General features: G+C 49.0%; 26 protein-coding genes. 2 read left to right on the forward strand and 24 right to left on the reverse strand.

Annotated elements, in window-relative coordinates:
- Window positions 1-78: 78 nt before the first annotated feature.
- The 23 genes from C505_RS0108975 to C505_RS0109085 form a co-directional block, all read right to left on the reverse strand.
- Entirely contained in the window at window positions 79-585 is a 507-nt protein-coding gene (locus C505_RS0108975) for a phage major tail tube protein (RefSeq protein WP_018692272.1), read from the reverse strand.
- Window positions 582-1,718 carry a phage tail sheath C-terminal domain-containing protein gene (locus tag C505_RS0108980; protein ID WP_018692273.1) on the reverse strand — a complete coding sequence of 379 codons (1,137 nt, stop codon included), beginning with the start codon at window positions 1,716-1,718 and terminating at the stop codon, window positions 582-584. Before C505_RS0108980 ends, C505_RS0108975 begins: the two co-directional genes overlap by 4 nt.
- A 2-nt stretch (window positions 1,719-1,720) precedes the next feature.
- A complete protein-coding gene (locus tag C505_RS21885; RefSeq protein WP_018692274.1) occupies window positions 1,721-1,981 on the reverse strand; it encodes a hypothetical protein in 261 nt (86 codons plus the stop codon).
- Window positions 1,978-2,655, reverse strand: a complete 678-nt coding sequence (locus C505_RS0108990) for a hypothetical protein (protein WP_018692275.1) — start codon at window positions 2,653-2,655, stop codon at window positions 1,978-1,980. Before C505_RS0108990 ends, C505_RS21885 begins: the two co-directional genes overlap by 4 nt.
- 9 nt (window positions 2,656-2,664) lie before the next feature.
- Window positions 2,665-3,177 (reverse strand): phage tail-collar fiber domain-containing protein, encoded by a 513-nt coding sequence (locus C505_RS21890; RefSeq protein ID WP_018692276.1) that lies wholly within the window; start codon window positions 3,175-3,177, stop codon window positions 2,665-2,667.
- Entirely contained in the window at window positions 3,174-3,896 is a 723-nt protein-coding gene (locus C505_RS21895; protein WP_018692277.1) for a phage tail protein I, read from the reverse strand. Before C505_RS21895 ends, C505_RS21890 begins: the two co-directional genes overlap by 4 nt.
- Window positions 3,893-4,726 carry a baseplate assembly protein gene (locus tag C505_RS0109005; protein WP_018692278.1) on the reverse strand — a complete coding sequence of 278 codons (834 nt, stop codon included), beginning with the start codon at window positions 4,724-4,726 and terminating at the stop codon, window positions 3,893-3,895. The genes C505_RS21895 and C505_RS0109005 overlap by 4 nt, the downstream gene beginning before the upstream one ends.
- On the reverse strand, window positions 4,723-5,058 hold the full coding sequence (locus C505_RS0109010; protein WP_018692279.1) for a GPW/gp25 family protein: 336 nt from the start codon (window positions 5,056-5,058) through the stop codon (window positions 4,723-4,725). The genes C505_RS0109005 and C505_RS0109010 overlap by 4 nt, the downstream gene beginning before the upstream one ends.
- Window positions 5,059-5,256, reverse strand: a complete 198-nt coding sequence (locus C505_RS0109015; RefSeq protein WP_018692280.1) for a hypothetical protein — start codon at window positions 5,254-5,256, stop codon at window positions 5,059-5,061.
- 1 nt (window position 5,257) lies between these two features.
- Window positions 5,258-5,785, reverse strand: coding sequence for a phage baseplate assembly protein V (locus C505_RS0109020; protein ID WP_018692281.1), 528 nt, complete (start codon window positions 5,783-5,785; stop codon window positions 5,258-5,260).
- Window positions 5,766-6,299, reverse strand: coding sequence for a hypothetical protein (locus C505_RS0109025; RefSeq protein ID WP_018692282.1), 534 nt, complete (start codon window positions 6,297-6,299; stop codon window positions 5,766-5,768). Before C505_RS0109025 ends, C505_RS0109020 begins: the two co-directional genes overlap by 20 nt.
- A 124-nt stretch (window positions 6,300-6,423) precedes the next feature.
- Window positions 6,424-6,987, reverse strand: coding sequence for a hypothetical protein (locus C505_RS0109030; protein WP_018692283.1), 564 nt, complete (start codon window positions 6,985-6,987; stop codon window positions 6,424-6,426).
- The gene (locus tag C505_RS0109035) at window positions 6,977-7,330 is read right to left on the reverse strand and encodes a head-tail joining protein (protein WP_018692284.1); all 354 of its coding nucleotides are present in this window, start codon (window positions 7,328-7,330) and stop codon (window positions 6,977-6,979) included. The genes C505_RS0109030 and C505_RS0109035 overlap by 11 nt, the downstream gene beginning before the upstream one ends.
- A complete protein-coding gene (locus C505_RS21900; RefSeq protein ID WP_018692285.1) occupies window positions 7,331-8,638 on the reverse strand; it encodes a major capsid protein in 1,308 nt (435 codons plus the stop codon).
- A gap of 10 nt (window positions 8,639-8,648) precedes the next feature.
- Window positions 8,649-9,011 carry a head decoration protein gene (locus C505_RS0109045; protein ID WP_018692286.1) on the reverse strand — a complete coding sequence of 121 codons (363 nt, stop codon included), beginning with the start codon at window positions 9,009-9,011 and terminating at the stop codon, window positions 8,649-8,651.
- A 58-nt stretch (window positions 9,012-9,069) separates the two neighbouring features.
- Window positions 9,070-10,095 (reverse strand): head maturation protease, ClpP-related, encoded by a 1,026-nt coding sequence (locus C505_RS23600; RefSeq protein ID WP_018692287.1) that lies wholly within the window; start codon window positions 10,093-10,095, stop codon window positions 9,070-9,072.
- Window positions 10,096-10,097: 2 nt separating this feature from the next.
- Window positions 10,098-11,609, reverse strand: coding sequence for a phage portal protein (locus C505_RS0109055; protein ID WP_018692288.1), 1,512 nt, complete (start codon window positions 11,607-11,609; stop codon window positions 10,098-10,100).
- Complete coding sequence (locus C505_RS0109060; protein ID WP_018692289.1) at window positions 11,606-11,794, reverse strand: hypothetical protein; 189 nt, start codon at window positions 11,792-11,794, stop codon at window positions 11,606-11,608. Before C505_RS0109060 ends, C505_RS0109055 begins: the two co-directional genes overlap by 4 nt.
- On the reverse strand, window positions 11,791-13,842 hold the full coding sequence (locus C505_RS21910) for a terminase gpA endonuclease subunit (protein ID WP_018692290.1): 2,052 nt from the start codon (window positions 13,840-13,842) through the stop codon (window positions 11,791-11,793). The genes C505_RS0109060 and C505_RS21910 overlap by 4 nt, the downstream gene beginning before the upstream one ends.
- Entirely contained in the window at window positions 13,809-14,345 is a 537-nt protein-coding gene (locus C505_RS21915; protein ID WP_018692291.1) for a DUF1441 family protein, read from the reverse strand. The genes C505_RS21910 and C505_RS21915 overlap by 34 nt, the downstream gene beginning before the upstream one ends.
- Window positions 14,346-14,706: 361 nt before the next feature.
- Entirely contained in the window at window positions 14,707-14,979 is a 273-nt protein-coding gene (locus tag C505_RS24645; RefSeq protein ID WP_157368934.1) for a hypothetical protein, read from the reverse strand.
- On the reverse strand, window positions 14,966-15,169 hold the full coding sequence (locus C505_RS0109080) for an HP1 family phage holin (protein WP_018692293.1): 204 nt from the start codon (window positions 15,167-15,169) through the stop codon (window positions 14,966-14,968). The genes C505_RS24645 and C505_RS0109080 overlap by 14 nt, the downstream gene beginning before the upstream one ends.
- A complete protein-coding gene (locus C505_RS0109085; RefSeq protein ID WP_018692294.1) occupies window positions 15,154-15,564 on the reverse strand; it encodes a glycoside hydrolase family protein in 411 nt (136 codons plus the stop codon). The genes C505_RS0109080 and C505_RS0109085 overlap by 16 nt, the downstream gene beginning before the upstream one ends.
- 643 nt (window positions 15,565-16,207) lie before the next feature.
- On the opposite strand from C505_RS0109085, the gene C505_RS0109090 reads away from it, so the two are divergent.
- Complete coding sequence (locus C505_RS0109090) at window positions 16,208-17,383, forward strand: DNA/RNA non-specific endonuclease (protein WP_018692295.1); 1,176 nt, start codon at window positions 16,208-16,210, stop codon at window positions 17,381-17,383.
- A gap of 9 nt (window positions 17,384-17,392) precedes the next feature.
- On the forward strand, window positions 17,393-17,863 hold the full coding sequence (locus tag C505_RS0109095) for an immunity protein YezG family protein (RefSeq protein ID WP_018692296.1): 471 nt from the start codon (window positions 17,393-17,395) through the stop codon (window positions 17,861-17,863).
- A 142-nt stretch (window positions 17,864-18,005) separates the two neighbouring features.
- Here the strand turns inward: C505_RS0109095 and C505_RS0109100 are convergent, their stop codons facing one another.
- Window positions 18,006-19,040, reverse strand: a complete 1,035-nt coding sequence (locus C505_RS0109100) for a hypothetical protein (RefSeq protein ID WP_018692297.1) — start codon at window positions 19,038-19,040, stop codon at window positions 18,006-18,008.
- Window positions 19,041-19,578: the final 538 nt, after the last annotated feature.

The raw sequence follows: 19,578 nt of genomic DNA on the forward strand, positions 1-19,578 counted from the left end.
GGCAGTTCTATGGTTTCAGATACCGCATAGTGCCTGCCCTTGATTTGAAATGGGCGTGAGACCTGATATTTCATTGCGCTATCGTCCTAATGCGGCGCGCATCCCTGCAAGCTGATCCACACCGCCGATCATGCGGATATCGTTGACGATATCAATCGTGATCACCGGGATATTATCGAGGGTCAGCGCATAAAACGTGGGACTCATCTCAATCACCAGGGGTGGTTTGGTTCCTGGCGCCCACTCCCCAAAATCCAGCTCTTTCCAAGACCCGTGCAAGACCACCATCGCTTTCTTTTCCTGCTGACCTTCTTTGAAGTAGCCCCGACAGGTCACATTGACTTCATTACCGGGCACCAGTCCCAAGAGTCCAAACAGCTCTTTTCGGTAAGCATTTAAGGTAAATCGACAATTCAGGGACTCCATCCCCATTTCAACCTCCACAGGGGCATTCATCCCGCCCCCGCGATATTCTTCCGTTTTCATTTTTAGCTTCGGCAGCTGCATTTTTTCAATGGTGCCGCCGTGGGCAAAACCATCGACGAACAATTCCATACCGTACAAGGTTTGAGGAAAACTGCTCATGATAAAGCCTCCTGAATAAATTCGTGGGTCAGGTGCGAGCGAAACGTAATATGCTCCGCACAATAAGCCGGGGTGTATTTGAAATTGAAAAAGACCTTGCCCTGGGCAATGTTCTCAGGCGTATTGAGCGATGCATCCGCTTCACACGTCCCGCCCAATATTGCACCAATGCTCACCAAGTGGCGCAGGTACGCATTCACCCCGGCGGGGACTTCATCGAGATAGGCTTTGGTGATATTCCGATCCACTGCCCATAGGTGGGCGCGCAGAAGTGAATCATGCATCACATCAGACGAGCGCACCACATTCTCAAACGCCCATTTCGGGTCCGACGTGCCACACACCCGCGTCCCCCACGCACGAAACCCACCTTGATGGGTGATGGTGCCGATATGGTTTTCATTGAGAATATTCGCGCGGCAGTTCTTATCCCCAAAGGTGAAATCCACGGGTTGACTTGTGCCTGTAATACCGTTGATCACCTGATTGGAAATCGGCACATGAAAGCCAAGTTCGTTATCGACTCTTGCCCGAACCCCCGCCAATCGTGCCGATGGCGGCTCCATCCGATTGCCCACCATCAGCCAAGGGTCGCACATGTAGACCCGTTTACCTGCGGATTTGGCCAGTTCAATCGCTTTGGCGTCGGTTTCATTTGGCCCATCCACATACGCCATGGCCCGCATCCGATTGGCAATGGTGCCCAGGTTCGCCAACACCGTCGGTTGGTGACTAAAGCCAGGGGCAATGAGAATACGGGGCTTCAGCCCGACTTGAGATTCTGCACCTAAGAGTGCATAAACACCCGTGTACACGTTATTGGCATTGCTGCCCGCGACATTGGCGATCGTGGTGGCATCATTGTCATCGGTTGCCACCCGCACCATCACGACGACTGCACCAATTTGGTCGAAAATGCCTGAGAGGGATTGCGCTAACGTGCCTGTCTCGCCTAACTTGGTTAGGTCGGTATTGGGGCTGACCACAATCGGAAAATCCGTTGGAAACACATCATCGTCCGCATCTGGTGCGGTCCCCACCAAGCCGATAATGGAGGTTTTGACGGTTTGAATAGCACGCACACCGCTATCGACTTCAACAATCTCCGCCCCATGTAAATATTGGTCTGCCATGGTTATTCTCCTTCGATTGGATAACGGGCTTTGATGGCAGCCACAGCGCTTTGCCATGCCTGTTTCTTGGCGTCCGTTTGGTCATACTGCCATTCCATAAACAGCGGGTCTGACTCAGCCTCATAAGCGGCACGCCTCAGTTGCAAGACCTCCGACTGTTCATACTGGAGGGTGTAACTTTGTGGGCTGCCGTAAATCTTCAGCTCATGGGTGCGCAGTGGACGGCCCGAGTAAATAATTTCTTGGTTTTTGATGATTTTCATTGGCGCACCTCCACCCCAACCCCGAAGATCTCCAAGTCACGCTTGCCTAAATTCAAGACGCGCAGCGTGGTCCACGATAGATAGTTTCGCCAATAGAAGTTCGTGATCTTCATTTGGTTTCGGTCCTGATATTTATCACCCCAATCCCGGCCAGAAATATCGTGCATGGGGTTATCATCCTCGCCCAGGAGTAAAAACGGCTCTGTAATGGAATCATGCGGGTGATAAGCCCCTTGGGCCGTATTCAAGCGCAGCATGTGCACCTTGGTATGCATGGTGGCGGCTACACTGCCTGACACATTCACCAACAGATTCAGATAGGCGTGCATGCCCTCAGGCAACGGCACTTGGTTAAACCCATTGGCAAACTCCACAATATCGGCAAAACACACGGTCCCATCGCTTTTCGCGGGCGTGTAATCCGCGGGCATATCGTAGGTGTACTGGGCAATTTCATTATCGGATAAGCCTAAAGCCGGAATAAAGACTTTCTCCGGCAAGGCAACATAGTGGGTAAATCGAATATATTCACTGCGCGCCGTCTGGATAAAGGTATCCATCTCGGTACGTGCGTTTTGAACGGCACCATTGATATCCACAATGGTGTCTTCCACCGTCTGCGTGAGTGTGTCGGCTTTGGTGGCAAGCCGCACAATATCGTCATTTAAGGCCATTTGGGTTCTCTATAAATGGAGGTTTTGGGAAATTAAGGCGGTGAGGTGGCGAGTCATATTGCCGATCTGAACAGCCGCCATCTGAGCAAATTCGCTGTCGAAAAACAGATTGAGACTGCCCGTCGAGATCACATTGACACTATCCGGGGGCAACGCCTCCAATCCCAGCGAAAAGGCTTGGATGGCGTGGTTGTATTCCGTATTCCAATACAAAACATCTTCTGGATGGCTCCACAGGGCCAATAACGTCCCATCGGATAAATACGCGCCGACCTCCCGAACGGGAAACTCAGGGCCAGTATCAAACAGTGCGGCCACCTGCCACTGGGTTGGGCTGGTTTTCAGGGCATCGGCAATCGGCAGGCGCAAACGTTCATTCGAGAGCGCGGTATGGGTGCGTTTGGGTTGATAGCCATGATCCCCAATGCCGATATAGGCCACATCAATCTTGACGGCCTTGCCATCGAACCCCACTGAGGCATTGAGGCCCGCTTGGGTAATAATGGGTTGAATATGTTTCATTGACACTCCCAAATGGTGTATTCAAGGGTGTAACTGTGTCCGCTGATCGCACAAGATAAGCTGCTTTGGTTGGCAATGGGGACATCGCATGGCGCCTGTGTATACTGCACTTCCTTCACTTTTGGACAGGCAACAGCCAAGGACAGATGCGCAAAGCTTGGGGTTTCAGGGACTTTACAATCCGCTTGTGTCCGCTGGAGCACATCCGTACGCATCGCACTGGCAACGCAGACGCTATTTGTAACACTGGCGCCCAATTCAAAATCGATATGGGCGCTGACAGGCTTGGTGTGTTCAATCATGGCGAGCAGTTGGCGCTGAAGTGCTGGCGTCAGCAAGGTTGTGCCATCCTGCCCCAAGTTATCTGAGGCCAATGCTCTGACTTTCGCGGTTTGTGGCTGACCACCATATTCAAACCAGCGCAGCACCTGGGTAGACACCCCAAAGGCTGCCAAGCCTTTTTTGAGTGCGCCAATGGTGCCTTTTTTCATGTGCACGGCAATCGAAGCGTCGATGGTTTGGCGCTTGACCTGCGCCGGCCATTGGCTGTCCCAGGTTTCGACTGAAACGGCCCAGGCCAGCCACGGCAATAAGTGCTCAGGACAGGCCCAGGGATCCCACAACACGCGAATCGGCACGGAGAGGAGATCCACTCGGGATTGCGTAGACTCCAATGCGGTTTCTAAGGGCGTGCGATTGAGTGGCAATAAGGATGTCATTGAATATCCACCCCTGTGCAAAAATAAGCGGTATCGGGCTTGGGCGATAAGTTCTCCGTTGGCGAAATCAGTTCTACATCAGACACACCCGGCTGGTGCAAGGCGGCATAAACCCCGGAGAGATTCACCGCTTGGTTTAAACGATGTTGCTGGTTCACATAACCCAATAGTGCCCGCATGGCATGGGTTTTCACCATCGCCGCATCCGGTCCAGAATGGAGAGTCAGTGTCGCTTGCACACTGTATTGCACAATATTGGCGCCAAGCACTTCTACCCTATCCGTTAAGGGGCGAATATCTTCATCACTGAGTCCCAATTCGACAAGGTGTCGTAATTCATCATCCACCGTGCCATCGCCTTCATTGGAGAGCACATACACATGCACCACCCCAGGCGAAGGACTCAGCACCGACACGTCTTTCACCCGGCTTGATGCGGATGTCGCATGATAGATATAACCACCAATCGGGCCTGCGGTGCTGTAACCCTCTGGCGAGAGCTGAATGCGTGCGCGATAGTCTACATCCAACTCGCCTTCATGACGCGCCACCCCAAACAAAGCACCCAAGTTTTCTAAGTCATTGCCCTTAGCGTGGGCCAGCATCACGGATTGAGCGGCATCGTTGATCCGTTGCCTGAGTAATAATTCACGATAGGCTAAGACCTCTATCGTCTTACGAATGGGATCTGACAAGACATTGACGCCATCTAGCTCCGGGGCGTTGTCCTGTAATTGCGTGACCATGGCATTGACGATTTGCTCATAGTCCAACGTTTCCACCACATCTGGCGGTGGCAGCTGATCCAGTTGGATCGGTGTATAGCTCATATCTGAATGCCTTGAAATGTGATCGTCCGTCCGGTTTCCAGGTAAACGCCTTCAATATCAATGGAGAGCTTTCCCGGTGAAATCGCCTGTGGCGTGATGCGCGTCACCTTGAGCCGCGGTTCCCATTGGTCCAACGCTTCTGCCGTCGCTGCCACGACACGAGAGAGTACCGGCCCATTCATCGGCGCATCAATCAACTCAAAAAGACTTGAGCCATATTTCGGCCGCATCACCCGCGATCCAATTGGGGTGGTTAAAATATCCCGAATGGATTGGCGCAAGTGGTCCATCCCGGCGATGGGCTGCCCTGTATCAATATCGAAGCTTTGCATTTATTGGACTTTGTAGGTGCCTGAGGAAGAGCCCGACGGGACAATGACCTTTGCGTTTTGTTGTAGCTCATCGACCACGGATTGGGCGATGGCTTCGAGTAAATCCATGGTGCGAGAATGTTCATTATCCAGGCGAAACCCTTTGGCTTCCAAGGACTGCGCTAGTCTGTACTTTAAAGAATCTGGTGAGAGCGCCATATTATTTTCCTGCGGTAACTGTGTTGGAGAAATCAGAGTGCGGCTTCCCGGTATAGGCGCAGACACACTTGCCAGTCACAACACCAGCGCCCCCGTTCAACGCGATCTGACTGGCATCAATGGTGACATCACCATCGACCTTGATGGTGAGATTGCCAACAGACTTCACCGTCATTTCTGATTTGCTGCTGTCGTATTTCATCATCGAGCCATCATTAAATTGGAGGATATCGACATGTTCATCGGTGCTGGGCGGGGGTAAATCGTTGGTGTACAACATCCCCACAATCCGCGCCTGGGCTAAATCGCCACAGCTACACACCAACACCACTTGTGTCCCCACCCGAAGCGGCTGCCAGCGGATGTAGTTGAGCCCAATATCACAAGGCCATGGGACTAAGGCGCGGTTCTCACCCAGTTTGATGAGGACTTCTCGTTTGGCGTGATCCACTTCAAGGATTTTCCCTAGCCGCACCACATTGAGCATCTGGCGCTCTAGCTCTGCGATATTAAATTCGTTGGTAATCATCTTCGTGATCGGTGCCTGTGTTTGGGGACTCTGAGAAGTAGATATGCTCAGGCGGTGTTCCATTTTCCACAAACATGTCTACCCCCACTTGCACCACCTGTTGCCATTCCACACGCCAACACACAAAGGCGTCCATATGCGGATCAAACGCATCTTCAAAGGCTTGAATATGGGATGGTGGCTCTGTCGGTTGTCCAAAGTGGTTATCTTGAATGCTTACACATAAATCCATCGCGGCATCACAAGTCAGGGTTTGGGCGTGTTCAATGCTTCTTGGACAGCTCAGGACCAAGCTACATTGCAACATCGCTTGATATTGCCCGTTCCCGACTGACTGAAAGTCATGCCAACCATGAATATCTAAAAATGCGTTCAATCCTTTAGACTGAGTATCAAATGACTTTGCGTCAGTATTTATGCTGCTTAAGTATGACTTATGTCCAGTCAGCCAATTGGCCACAGCGGTTTGGTAATCGCCTAAACGAACACCTGTATGTATATCCAGACCATGCAAAATGGGTCATCTCCTGTAAGGTAAGAAGAGAGATAAAAGTGGGGTAACCCCTGATTTAACGCGGCTTTCAGCGCCATTGATATTTTCGACATGGGTGAAACTACATAGCTGTATATAAATACAGTTATTGGCGAATACTGACCCTCCCCCTTAAATCCGTCATGAAGTGATGGGCAAAAATCTCAGGCACCTGACTCAAAATTTCATCCTCAATATCCACCTCAAGGCCATCCTGGATCGGCACCATTTGTTCCTTGGGTTTTTGATCTCTTCGTTTGCGCCTGCGCCAAATCGAGCGTTTACCCCTAAGCGTTCCCGCAAAAGAGTTTTCATAGTCTTGCATATCTACCGCTCGACCTTTCGGCACAAAACGGGCATCACTGCCGCGATTGCTCATCCGTCCACGAAGACGACTGACAGACATATCATTCAGACCAAACCACAGCTTGAGTTCGTTGAAGTCCTTGGCTCGTCGCAGATACAGCTTGGATAAGCGCTTGCGAACATCTGCGACCTTTTTCGCCGCCATCGCGTTTTTGCCCATTCGGGCTGTCATGCCTTTTAAGGTGACTGCGGTGCGTTGTAAGGCCCGATTGGCCGCCTTGATAAACTCCTCATCCGTGGCACCAATTTGTTGTTGAAAGGCTTTGAGTCCATCAAGGTCGATATCGAAATAGTCAGGTGCCATAGATTGGGATGTCGATCGGGTCGCTGCTTGGGTCTACATAAGGCGCAAGATGAATTTTTAGATAGCTCACCCCATCGGGCAGCCAATCTGTGGGGCTGTAGTCTTGGCCTTCAATGGTCAGTTTCCAATCCTTGGCAACCTCGCCCCAGGCAGAGAGTGACCCACTTAAAATCGGGATAGCCGATTTCATCCGACGGTTGCCCACCTCTACCCACTGGGTTTCATGGGTAAAGGTGCCGCGGATGGTACGTATACCCTCCCCAGGGATCGAGACCTCTATATCCTGCCCGAGATGGCGGTCAATGGCGCGGTCCATGCGCCCAAATGCTTGATGGATATCCATTTAGTTTTTACGCCGATTGGTTTTTCTGGTATGGTGCCCCGCCGCTGAAGGTGTTTGCGCTTCACTCTCGATAGGTGCAGTGCGCTCCAACTCCCCTTCGGCGGCGATATCATCCTCATCCACCAAAGGGATGTTGTCGTCTGTCAACAGTGTGGACTCATCCTCCGGCACCGCCTTGGCTTCCAGTGCTGCAATGGTGGCTTGCATCTCGTTCATTCTGACCAAGAGTTCATCCACATTCGGCTGACTCGTATGGCTCTCCGTATCCATTGCTACGGTGCTTTCAGAGCTGCCAAGTTGCCCTTTAAATAGCATTTTCGGGCGGCGTGCGTAAAACAGTGGGTAGCTATACAGTTCCAAATCCACAAAGTGATGCCGCTTTTCATCCATCAACTGCATCGCATAGAATTTCTGGCCTTCCTCGCCAATATCACCAAAGGACTCACCGGGTGAGAGCACCATCTCAAACACATCCGATTGCGCGCCTGCTGGGAAGAAACACACCTCATTCGGTTGAACCGCGACCGTTTTATTATCATCCGTGCCCACATAGTTCTCCCAAATCACCCCACCGAAGCGCAGCTCAAAGCCAATGCCCGGCTCACGCAGGGTTTGACCATCCAGTTGCACCTTGTAGGTCTCGCGCACTTCTGGATTTTTAATGAGACTATCCCAAAACCCATCACCACACAGTGCTCGGATCTCATTAAAGCGACAGCCCTTTGCAGCCCGTTGCATGGGACGCAAAACCTCCTGGGCGATCAGTTCTTTTAAATTGCCATCCATGAGGTTGGTTAAATCAAAGAAGATCTCCGGGTTGGGGTCGATCCCAAATTCTTTGTAATAGTCATACACGAGTTGGCCTTTGGCATTAATCAACTTCCCTTGCAATGCTCCAAGACGCATATGCTCATGGGTGGTGCGCATATCGTCCATCAATTGATTAAAGCGACGGGCGAATTCCTTTTGTACGGACTCAATGGCTGCCGTGGTACCCAGCGCACGAATAAAAGCGAGCTCAGACGCCATCACTTTCGCAGCAACAGCCAATCGAACCGAACTTAAATTCCGGGTATTCCCATACGTCCGTTGTCTAACCTCTGGTGCTTCACCACGAATAGACGTGTTGATCAGCGAAAGCTTTTCCGAATGGGCATCTATCATAATGCTTTCGGTGCGAATGGGATTGGGGCGAAACAGGTTCAAGCGCTCCAGCCTATCTGGTACCGTTTCCACTTCGTTGATCGCCTCGGTCATGGTGGTGACCGCAAAGGCATCTGAATTTAAAACATCGACGAGTTCTGCCATGGTGTTCCTCTTATACGCATTTGATGTTGAGTTGGCGAAGCGACACCATCGCCGATTGTTGTTGTTCAGCCGTGATGGTTTCAGGCCAAACCAAGCATTTGCCATGTACAGCGGTTAAACCTGAGGTCATCACAACATCCTTTGGCGCATCCGTCGCATTGGCGCGGGTGTAGAGAATACCTGCCGGGACTTCACTCCCATCCGAAGCCGTTGGATTAAATTGCGTGTACTGGCCGGTACTGGTGACTTTGCCAAGCACAGTGCCGGAGTCATAATCGCCACCCGTGAGCGTGACTTGGTCACGGCACAGCCAGGTGGAGAGTTCATGCACCACATAATGCCCATTACCCGGGCGTTGGTATTGTACGGTCATGGTTAACAAACCTTGTGTTAAAAGAAGAAGGAAAGATAAGAAAGTTGGTGTTTAGGTTTTAGCGCTGCGTGCGGATAAACGCGTTGCTCCAGGTGGCTTTGGCCTTCTCGGAAGATGTTTGAGCTGGCTCCCCACCATCAATATTGGCGCTGTGTTCGGCCTTTAAATTGGTGACTGCTGTGCGCAGCATTTCAGCGGGGTCGTTCATGTTGGCAATCAACGTCTGACTATCGCCTTTGAGATTGGCTGCGGCGCAGATATCTTGAATATCCGCCGCTTGTTTTAGTTCGTTTTTGACTTGCGCTAAGCTGGCATTGCGTTCGATAAAGCCTTTGGCAAGAAAGTCTAAACCCTTTTCCGCACATAAATTCAGAATATCGATGGGGCTGGCCGATGTATCTTGTGGGGGCTTATTCTGCGCAGGCTTTGTCTGATCCATTTTGTCTGAACGGTTCTTCATCTGATCGAACTTGGCCTGCACCTTGCTCTTGATATCTTTCATATCAAAGCAGTTCACCACGGGCGTGCTCGTCTGTGTCGCCTGAGTCGCAAAGCCCATGGCCACCGCTTCTGTGGCATTCATATAGGTTTCTGCGTCCATTAAGTCTGAGATCTCATCCCGGCCCTTGCCCGTGAACCCGGCATAGGTGGTAATAAGATTGTCCTTCACTTTATCCAATAAGTTCGCCACTTGCCGAAAGTCCTTGGCTTCTCCCATTGCCCAAGACAGTGGGTTGTGGATCATCATTTGGGTATTCTCGGGCATGATCACTTCATCCCCCGCCATCGCAATAATGGAGGCAATCGACGCCGCCATCCCATCCACATGTACCATCACTTTGGCTTGATGACGCTTCAAGTAGTTGTAGATGGATATGCCGTCTTGCACATCGCCACCTGGGGAGTTGATAAATAAATTCAGCTGGTTGATGTCTCCTAGGGACTCAATCACATCGGTGAATTCACGGGCCGTTGTCCCGTCGCCTGTCCACCAATCTTTGCCGATCTGGTCGTAGATGGACACATCTGCCGTGCGTCCACCCTCACCATCAGCAAGGCTATTCACTTTAAACCAATTGGGCATGGTTATTCTTCCTGCGTTGAATGAGAAATATCGTAATCGTTGGATTGTAAAAGCTGTATCTTGGCGACCTGTTTGAGCGCTTCGTCAGTCAGGCCAATCTCCTTGGCGATCTCGCTCTTGCGCTTAATGCGTGCCATATTCTCCCGGACGAACTTATCTGGATCGCCACCGGATTCACTGACCTCATGGTCAATCGAGGATAAATCCGCTTCAGCGGCATCTTTCTTGGCTTGAATATCCTGCGTCGGATTAATATACGGCCACTTCTGCGGGCGCATATCCGCTTTGAGATAGCCTTGCAGATCGTGGGCGTAGTTCAAGGCAGTGAGACGCCCTGAATACACCGCGCTTTCAATAAACCAGCGCCAGCACCGTCGGGCGATTTGGAACACCAACACATGGTCTTGCACCATCGAGATTTGGCGGTAGTACTGCTGCATAATGACCCGCACCAATCGATCATTTACATCCTTCCAATCCCCGGTCAATATCTCATAGGGCATGCCAAAGGACTGCGCCAAGCTCAAACACTGCCACTTCATAAAGTCGTAGTAGCCTCGGCCATTGTCATCGGCATCAAACAAAGTCAGTTCATCACCCGGCTCCCCATGTAAAAGCATCCCACTTTGAATATGAATCGGCTCTTCATCCACCGTATTACCCGTCAGTGGCTCTCTGGGCAGCCCCGCCACCTCGTCATACATAGGCGCAGCCCGCTTCATAAATCCGGTGAATGGGGCGCGTTTTTCTTTGCGGATCAACTCCGCATCATCGTAAGCATTAAACGTCATCGCCTTGATAAGCCCCGCCGTGCCATCCGGTGCCCCGCGGCGCTGTCCGGGCCGTGTGGGACAATAATGATGAATAACATCCTCGGCTTTCACCCTTAAGTAATCGCCAAGGCGATAGTCGGTTTCACCATCGTGGGGATGCTCGCGGTAAAAGTAATACGCAAGGCGCCTGCCCTGTTGATCAAACTCAATCCCTTCGCGAATACGACGACCGTTTTTTAAATCCTCGCGAAAGTCCACCGGACAATAACAAGACTCCAATACCTGAAATTGCACAGGCACGGGTAAGTTAGAATCTCTGCGGCGGTTCTGGCGCAAGAGAAACACTTCACCCTGGGTGCGTCTGGCTCTCACCGCTTGCACCAATTGCCCATGCCAATTCAGCACATTGGCTGGGTCAGTACAGGCGATTTGCGCTTGCCATAATCCAGTGGCCGTTTGGTTAAATGACTCATCGTCGGTTTTTGCACGAATGGTCACGCCTGAGCCGACTTCATTGACCACATTGCGCTCGATCCCCGCATAAATCATCGGTAAGTTGCGATGGCCTGCCAACATGCGGTCGCGAAGCGTGCCTGTCTCTGGCACTTGCGCACGGTTCGGCCCAGTGCGCGGCGCATGGAGCACCTTGGTCCTTTTTCCGCGGCTGGCCCCTTCATAGGCCAAATTCTTCACCGACTTAGCCCGATAACGAACCCCATTTTTATCTTGGACAATACTCACAGGCCACGGTCTACTTGGTAATGGACGTTTGAATACAGGGGTTTCTTGGTGCGCTTTTGCCGATTCAGATGTTGTTCCATCTTGAGTAATTCGTCCGTGCTGCGGAATTCGACTTTGCGATCGCCCTTCTGGAGCGTCTTCTCTGGAGAAGAGAGCGCTTCTTGTAATGGGGTCTGTTCACTCATGAAAATACATACCTCCGTCGTTTGGGGACCATCGTCGCGCTGGTTTGTCCATCTCGCACCACTCTGGGATTGGTTTCCCAAGAAGCAGCCCAAGGCGGTGGATTGTCCCAGCGGATATTGTGGGCCTGAATTTTATAGATCATGCCCCAGCAGTAATAAAACTGATCCAGTGCTTCGTTGGGCGCTTTGGCTTTGACCTTATTCCAACGGCCTTTGACGTCGCGCTCTTCTGCGGTCAGCTCTTCAAAGAACGCCTCCGGCAGCCAGTTCGGGAAATGACAATACTTGGGACCGGGCTCGTCTCGCTCAAGCGAATTCGCCACCACATCTTTTAAGGCATTCGAGGCCAATAAGAACAAGGGCACATCCCCGCGAGCCTTCTGGGTGCGGTCTTTGCGTTTGGTGTTGTCGGGATAGGTCACCGCGACATAATCATTCTGGTTCGCCCGGCCTTTTATAAGCATCAACTTATGGGACAAGCCATGTTGTTTGAGCTTGCGGTAATAGTCATAGGCGTTCGCTGCGGTCTCGTTCTCCCCACCTGTGTCACAGGCCGTGAGTAAGACCTGCATTCGCGCATCCGTCTCCTCAATCCGATAACGTTTGAGTAAAACCCGCTCATGCAACAAGTCCCAATCCTCTAGATAAGAGCCGGGGTTTATCCGTTTAAACTTGCCTTGTTCACCAGGGCGTTTGGAGGCTTCAATCTCAAATCGATCGATGACGGTATGCTCAAGCTCTGGTCCCCAGCCCATCACGAGAATAGAGAATCGCGCTCGACTTCCCCCTTGCACATCCACCGCAGCCGTGAGAAACCGCACCCACTGCGGCACCGTCTTCTGCGCTTGCTCACAGACACGCGCCTGTAATTCACCAGCAAGATCTTTGCGTTGTCGGTTGATGGATTGATACGGCCTGCCCTGGTCCACATTGATGGTAGTTTTGAACTTCTCTTCACTGCCTGTCGCCTCAAAGTCGGCTTTGGCGATGAGGTATTGATACACCAGCTGTTGCCAACTTTGAAAACTCGCCGCAGGACCTTCCATCCAAAAGGACGCATAGTCTGTGTTGATCGACGCCCCGTGCAACGTGCCATCGGGGTCAATCGTGCAGCCTTGCGGTACCCAACGCGCCGCTTGGGTCATGGCGAACTTATCACTGGGATAGATATCATCTCGCTCACAACACGGACACTGCATGGTAACGCTTTCACTGGCTGCCTTGGGATTCTCGATGGTGGTGTCCCACCTTAAATATTCAAACCGCGCTGGAAAGTATTCCTTACAGTGTGGACAAGGCCAGTACAACACCCGTCGATCACCTAAGTTATACAGTCCCATCACACCCAAAGTCGGTGGCGCTTCATGGTAAAAACCATGATCGGGCTCCCAATCCGGATCGAGCACCTCATAACCTGGAGAAGACTCCGCAACGGTGATCCCCCGTGAACGAAAGGTTTGCGTCCGTTTGCAAGCCAGCGCAAAACCATCACCTTCCCCACCAACATTCAACATTTTGGCTTCTCGGTCATAATCGGTGATCAAGACCTGAGGCCAACTGGATGACGCAAAGATAGCTTTCGTGGGATACCCAAAGCGGATCCACGCGCCATTTTTCAAAATGATCCGTAAGGTATTGTTATCGTTTGCCCGTGTACTGAGCATCGGCGCCAGTGCAGGCGAATGGCGAAACATCGGTTCAATGTCTTTCCTAGACAGCTCCGCCGCCTTATCCTTGGTCGTGTGCACAATCAAGGTGTCTCTGGGATTACATTTGGCGGTGTAGCCCACCACCCCTTGGATCAGGGCATTGGATTTGCCCGAGCGGGCTGGCCCCACAAAAATCAATCCCCGGTGGCGACGGGAGGTCACTAAGTCCAGCGGCTCGACCATGTAAGGCGCCGTTTCTAATTGCCAGGGGATCCAGTTCTCAGCGGGGTCTTTGGTGTACACGGTGTCCATCACGCCTTGGGACACCGCCGTTTGGTCAGAAGGCTGTAAGATCTCAGCCAAATCTACGATGATGTCTTTGGCGTTGGCGGTTGGCATAACCTCTCTTCTGTGTCTTCTTCTGTCGGTGCCACAAGCACCTTGTATAAGTCTTCGCGCACTTCATTGGTGATCTGGATCACCGTTTCTTGGCCTTCCACATTGAGATCGCAGCGCTCTTCCAAGATATCCGGCAAGCTCTCCAACGCCTGAATAAACAGTTTCAGTGCTCTGGAGAATTCCAATGCCATCTCATGGATGGGCACGAGTTGGCGCTCGTCCTTCTCGAACTTCAGGCGCTCATTCTCCGATTGGAAAAACTCTTTGCGGTCTTTGGGGCTGAGCTCATTCGGGTTGTATTCCACCTGATGTTGCTGCCCGGCAAAGACGGCCTCCGCGGCCTGCGCCAAACTGTATAAAGGGATCCCTTTTTCGGTCTTGGCGGATTTGAGGCCCGCTTGTACCAATCGCTTTCGGACGGTATCGCGGTTCAGCTCAAACGCCCGACCAATCTGGGTCAGGTTCCAAAGAAAGTTGTCATCTGTCTGTGTGTCTTGGGGCATAACAAGGTGCCTATACGAGCGACTCGGCACCTGAATATGCCCGAGCCGTTGAATAATCAGGGTTGAGGAGAAAAGGACTGTGAAATGAAGTTGAAAATTTTCGGCACCCCAAAGGGGGTCAAACCCTTTAGGCATGCACCCTCGCGGTATAGGGTGCTGCCGATGCGTTGAAATTCAAAAAATGTTTCTTTACCGCGCGTATCATAACCCGCTCGGTGTTTCGAAAACTGCCAGGGTCCCCTTGAAGCCCTTGGACAACAAGGGTTGTAACGTACCCACACTATAATGATTGCTTGGTTCAATTCGATAGAACCGCCTATTTTAGTTGCCTAACGCCTTCTCCAACTCCCCAACCATCTGGTCATCCAACTGGTTCGTTGTTTTCTTCGCCAGATGCTTCAGGATCAACAGGCTGACTCTGACTAAGAACTTCTCTGTGAATAGCTTGCTGATGATAATTTTTAGAATTGCGTTCATCTTTTAATTCCTCCACCGAAATGGGTTGGTAGTTTTCAGGAATGAAAAAGCCATTTGGTGCAATGCTCGAAATGACATGACCCATACCATAAAAAAATGCATAAACTGCGATTGCAGAACTGACGTTCTCCCAAAATCGCCCCTCAACCTTCATCACGCTCCCCCCGCTCTCGTTCCAACTTAAAGCGCTTATGTTGATAGAACCAATTCACCCCACAGGTGATAGCCCCAAACAAAATGCCAAACACGATGGCCCATTCGTTCAAGTTCAGACCACCAATGACAACAACTGCGGCGTTTGTGGTATATGCGACAGATGTTGTCGTTGTGTTCATTGGTTCTGCCATTCTCCAGTTCTCATCTGTTCGGATAGTTCTGTTGCACGTATGCCTACCTGTTTTGCCCATCGACTGTCTAACATCTCCTTTGCTGCGGTATCGAAGTCGGATTGATCCAACGCTTCAAACATCTTTGCGAACCCCATGAGACGTGGAACACCCAGGTTATACGCCATGTTGATCAGCACTGCGGCACGGGGGTTGCTCAAGCGGGTCACGTTGAAGTGCCGTTTCAATTCTTCTTCGACTTGCGACACGGCTTCAACTAACCACACCTCCGCCTCTTCTGGTGTGAATGGATTGGCTTCAAGATTCCGCCCGTACCCGATAGTTGGTTTGTCAGCCGTGCATGTGTACACGTCAGGGCGAAACCCTTCGTGTTTCTTGAGTTGTTCGATAAGCATGTTTGATGTTCCAGAAATGAAAAAACCACCCGGATTGGGTGGCCTCGAAAGACACTTTTCGGTGAAGGTACCACCGAGGTACCACCACTTTGATTTTTTGAAATCTCTCCAGCCCTTGGTACTACTGGCCTATATCTATATTTATATATAAAGGTACCAGGTACCACCTATATAAAGACTTATATAAATTTAAATAGATAGATCTACGCTCGCGTATAGGGTTTGATTTCGGTGGTACCGTGGTACCTTTTGGAGAAAAGCTCTGATTTTATTGCATTTTTTAAAGGTACCACTGTTACCTTTTGGTGGTACCTCGGTGGTACCTTTTTAGAATTCGGCGCATGGAGCAAGCGTTTTGAACAACTCAAAATCTAGAACATTGCGTTTAACCAGACTCTCGCTCAGCGTAGATAAACTGTACCACTTTTTAGGGCAAAAAAAAGGAAGATATCTTCCGATTTTGAAAAAAGGTTGGCACATCACCCGAAACCCCACATCCCAAAATCTGTATGTTTTTAATCCAAATCACTGAGTTTCAATACATTATTCACAAACTGACTTGCATTCATTTACATACATCGGTACATTCCTAGGTCCGTATCGTACAGCCCTCCATGAAACAAGAATTAAAAGAAGTTTTGATATGGATTTTGAATTTAAAGAATACCCCTATGTTGGTCTTTCAGGACCACTCTGTCACGGCTATGTGATGTATTGCAATTTCGGGGTCCCGCATCTGTTTTGTAAAGTCGAACACATTCCAGACGACCCGGCACTGCCTTTACCCATGGTAGAAATGACACTGGTGACAGGTTACTACGCGGAACGGTTTATTGATAAACTGCATCCTTGGCTGAACCCACCCAGCCTACTGAATCACGTATATCGCTATGTCACCAGCAGTGTGACGGGTGCCAACAGTGAGAAACAGAGATATCAAACCATCGTAGATGCTTTGTATTATCGGCGCTGCGTGCTGATCAAACTTGTCGATCCACTGGAGGTCGCGAAAGAGCGCAGAGCGCTCAAGCAACTCCAAAAGAGCGATAAGACTCGAAGTGCGAAGCCAGAGAAGATCCCAGGCCGCACCAGTGGCGCAGACCTACCACCCCCGCCTCAACGCACAATCACCGATGAACAAGCGGCGAGAGTGAGGCACAGCGGCAATATCCCAGCGCCAGCGGAACCCGCTCAACCAGAACGACCTGAGGCGCAGAAGGTTGAGAAGAAAGGCAAACTTGGTTTTGGTAAAAAGAAAACAACGCAGAAGCAAGAAAAGGCTGTTGTTCAACTTGATGCGGGTAAAGCTTCTGAGGTTAAAAACGCGCGTGGAAGTTGGAATAAGGAACTTGAAGATCCGAAACCAAATACCATCTATGAAGTCACATCAACACATGATGGTCAACCCGCCACATATAAATATGAAACCGACGACCAAGGTCGAACCGTCCGTGTTACGGGTAAATTAAAACGTTCAGCGATTACGGATCAAAAAGAACGTGATAAGATGCACCGTAATCAGAGTACACAGAGTAAATATGGCGGTGATGATCCCGACTACGATGGGGGGCACTTGATCGCGACGCTATTCCAAGGGCCAGCGGAGAAAGTTAACCTTGTCCCTCAGCTCTCCAAGCAAAATCGTAATGGCGATTGGCGGAAGATGGAGAAGAAATGGAGTCAAGCACTCAAAGAAGGTGATGAAGTTGAGGTTGAGATCATTGCGAAATACGAAGGGAGTAGCCGTACACCTTCTATGCTGCAAACAGAGTACTCAATTAATGGTGGACCACCAATATCTGAAAGCTTTAAAAATTAGGCCATTATAATGGATTTAAATAACATACAAACGATTGATGATTTATACGAATACATTGGCCATGGTATTTATGAAGCTCTTCCTGAAGAGTGGCATGAGGCATGGACAAGCGTATCAATTTTTAGTTCTGGTAACAGGATCCAGTCAAGAAGTGGGTTCAAGCTTAACCAAGAAACTCATTACTTTAACGTAAATAAAATAGATGGTTTGCTGAGAGATGATAGAGATATCCATGAAGCATTTTATCTACTATTGAAATTTATGAGAAAGGATGAAAATGATATTCCTTGGAATAAGGCACGCTTTTGGATGAATGAAGATGGTGATTTCTCCATTGACTTCAAATTTGATGAAGATTTTGCTTGGTATAACTCCATTGAAGCTGATAGTGATGAGTTTAAAAAGCTAAATTCAAAAGAAATGGATCAGATTGAATCATGGGAAGGCCTCCCGGAAGATGCTCCTAGATCCTGGCGTTAATATGCCTTTCTCTTGCAGCCCATGAGGGCTGCACCTTCTTTAATTCTTGAACCTTGTATTCGCTCAGCGTAGATAAACTGTACCACTTTTTAGGGCAAAAAAGCGCCAAATCTGTCGCTTTTAGAAAAAACATGTTTTCCTGCTATAAACCCCACTTTATACCACCCTCTTCATTTGCTTCCTTAAACATACCCTCTCCAGGCGCTACAAGCTGTATAAATATCTGACTACCCAGATAAAACCGAAATATCAGATCATCATCTTGGCTAAGAGACTTTATAATTGAGTTTACAGTCATGGAATCACCGCAAATGATTGTATTAAACTGGCCGTCGGTGTTTTTTAGTTCGGCTGTTGTTTCAATTAGTAGTACTTCACTTCGGTTATAAACCTTTATGTTGCAATCAAAATCTTCATCAAAAAGCAATGGCTCCCATACAACCCAAAACAAAAATACTTTATCAAAAGCCTCTTCAAAATTACTCTCACTTGCAATAACAATAAAATGAACAACATTTAATTTCCCGTCGATTTTAAACACAAACCTTCTACGGATTTCAGTCTTTCCAGGTACAGGAGTCCATAAACTAAAATCAATCTCTCCATCACGCAAAGGTTTGATGCCTAATTGACTCTCCGTTAATTGCATGGGGGAAGCATCAGCATCATTGTTAGTTTGAACTGAATCATGCTGAGACGTTAATATTTTTTCATGCTCTGTATTAACTGACCTTAAATAATTTTCGTCTTTCTTAACTTCTTTATAGTTTTCAATGATATGTTTTGCAACATCTATAGGGTTTCTAATGCCAAAATAGGATGTTAATACTTGAGCATTTGTGAATGAAATATCAGGCTCAATCCCTGCCTGTCTTAATTGAGCAGTTAAATACCCAAGTTCACCGGGTATAGGAGTGTAAATTAGATGGTGAATGATAATTAAATCACCGAATAACTGGAGGTCGTTCCCTCCCTCGGGATCTATTTTATTAACAACATCTTCCGCAACGCGCCTATCTAAACGACCTAGAATAATTTTTATTAACCTAGATCCTAACCCAAACTCTACCGCCGCTAATGCAATAACTCTGTCAATATTTGCAGTCGACCATTTCCAAAAGACAACCAAAACAAGCGAAATTATTGCTACAAGAAACATTATGATAATTTTGAACATTCCAACATCCTTATCACGCTGATATTAGGTACTACTATTAACTGCTTTGAAATGATTAAGATCAGATGTAGCATGGCACAGCAATCACTTGATTTGTAAAACGCCTGCAAAAAAGTTATCAAACTATATGTTTTGATTATTTACATAATTTTCAGGAAATAGGCAGTTCTGGTATTTATAGTTTTGCTCCAATTGCCTTCCCACAAACATAGAATTGGTAATGGTCTTACCAATCATCAGAAAGCATGTCTTTCCCAAAATAATTTCCATAGAATTTAGAGAGTTGTGGATCAGTTATACCTATACAAAAAAAGCCAAAACACAGTAGGTGGTTGTAATTATAAGATTCATTTTTCATGTTCTAGTTTAAATAGAATAAGCCTTTGGAGATAATGAGGAGGTTCTTTCTCACCTTGTAACCAACTTTGAATAGTGCGATGAGGAACTCCGTAGAGTATTTCACACAGCTCTTTTTGAGTTATATCCAATCTTTCTTTTTCGCTGTTGAGTTTTTTAGAGAATTTCATATATCATTAAT

Source organism: Algicola sagamiensis DSM 14643 (genome assembly GCF_000374485.1).
Taxonomy (GTDB): domain Bacteria; phylum Pseudomonadota; class Gammaproteobacteria; order Enterobacterales; family Alteromonadaceae; genus Algicola; species Algicola sagamiensis.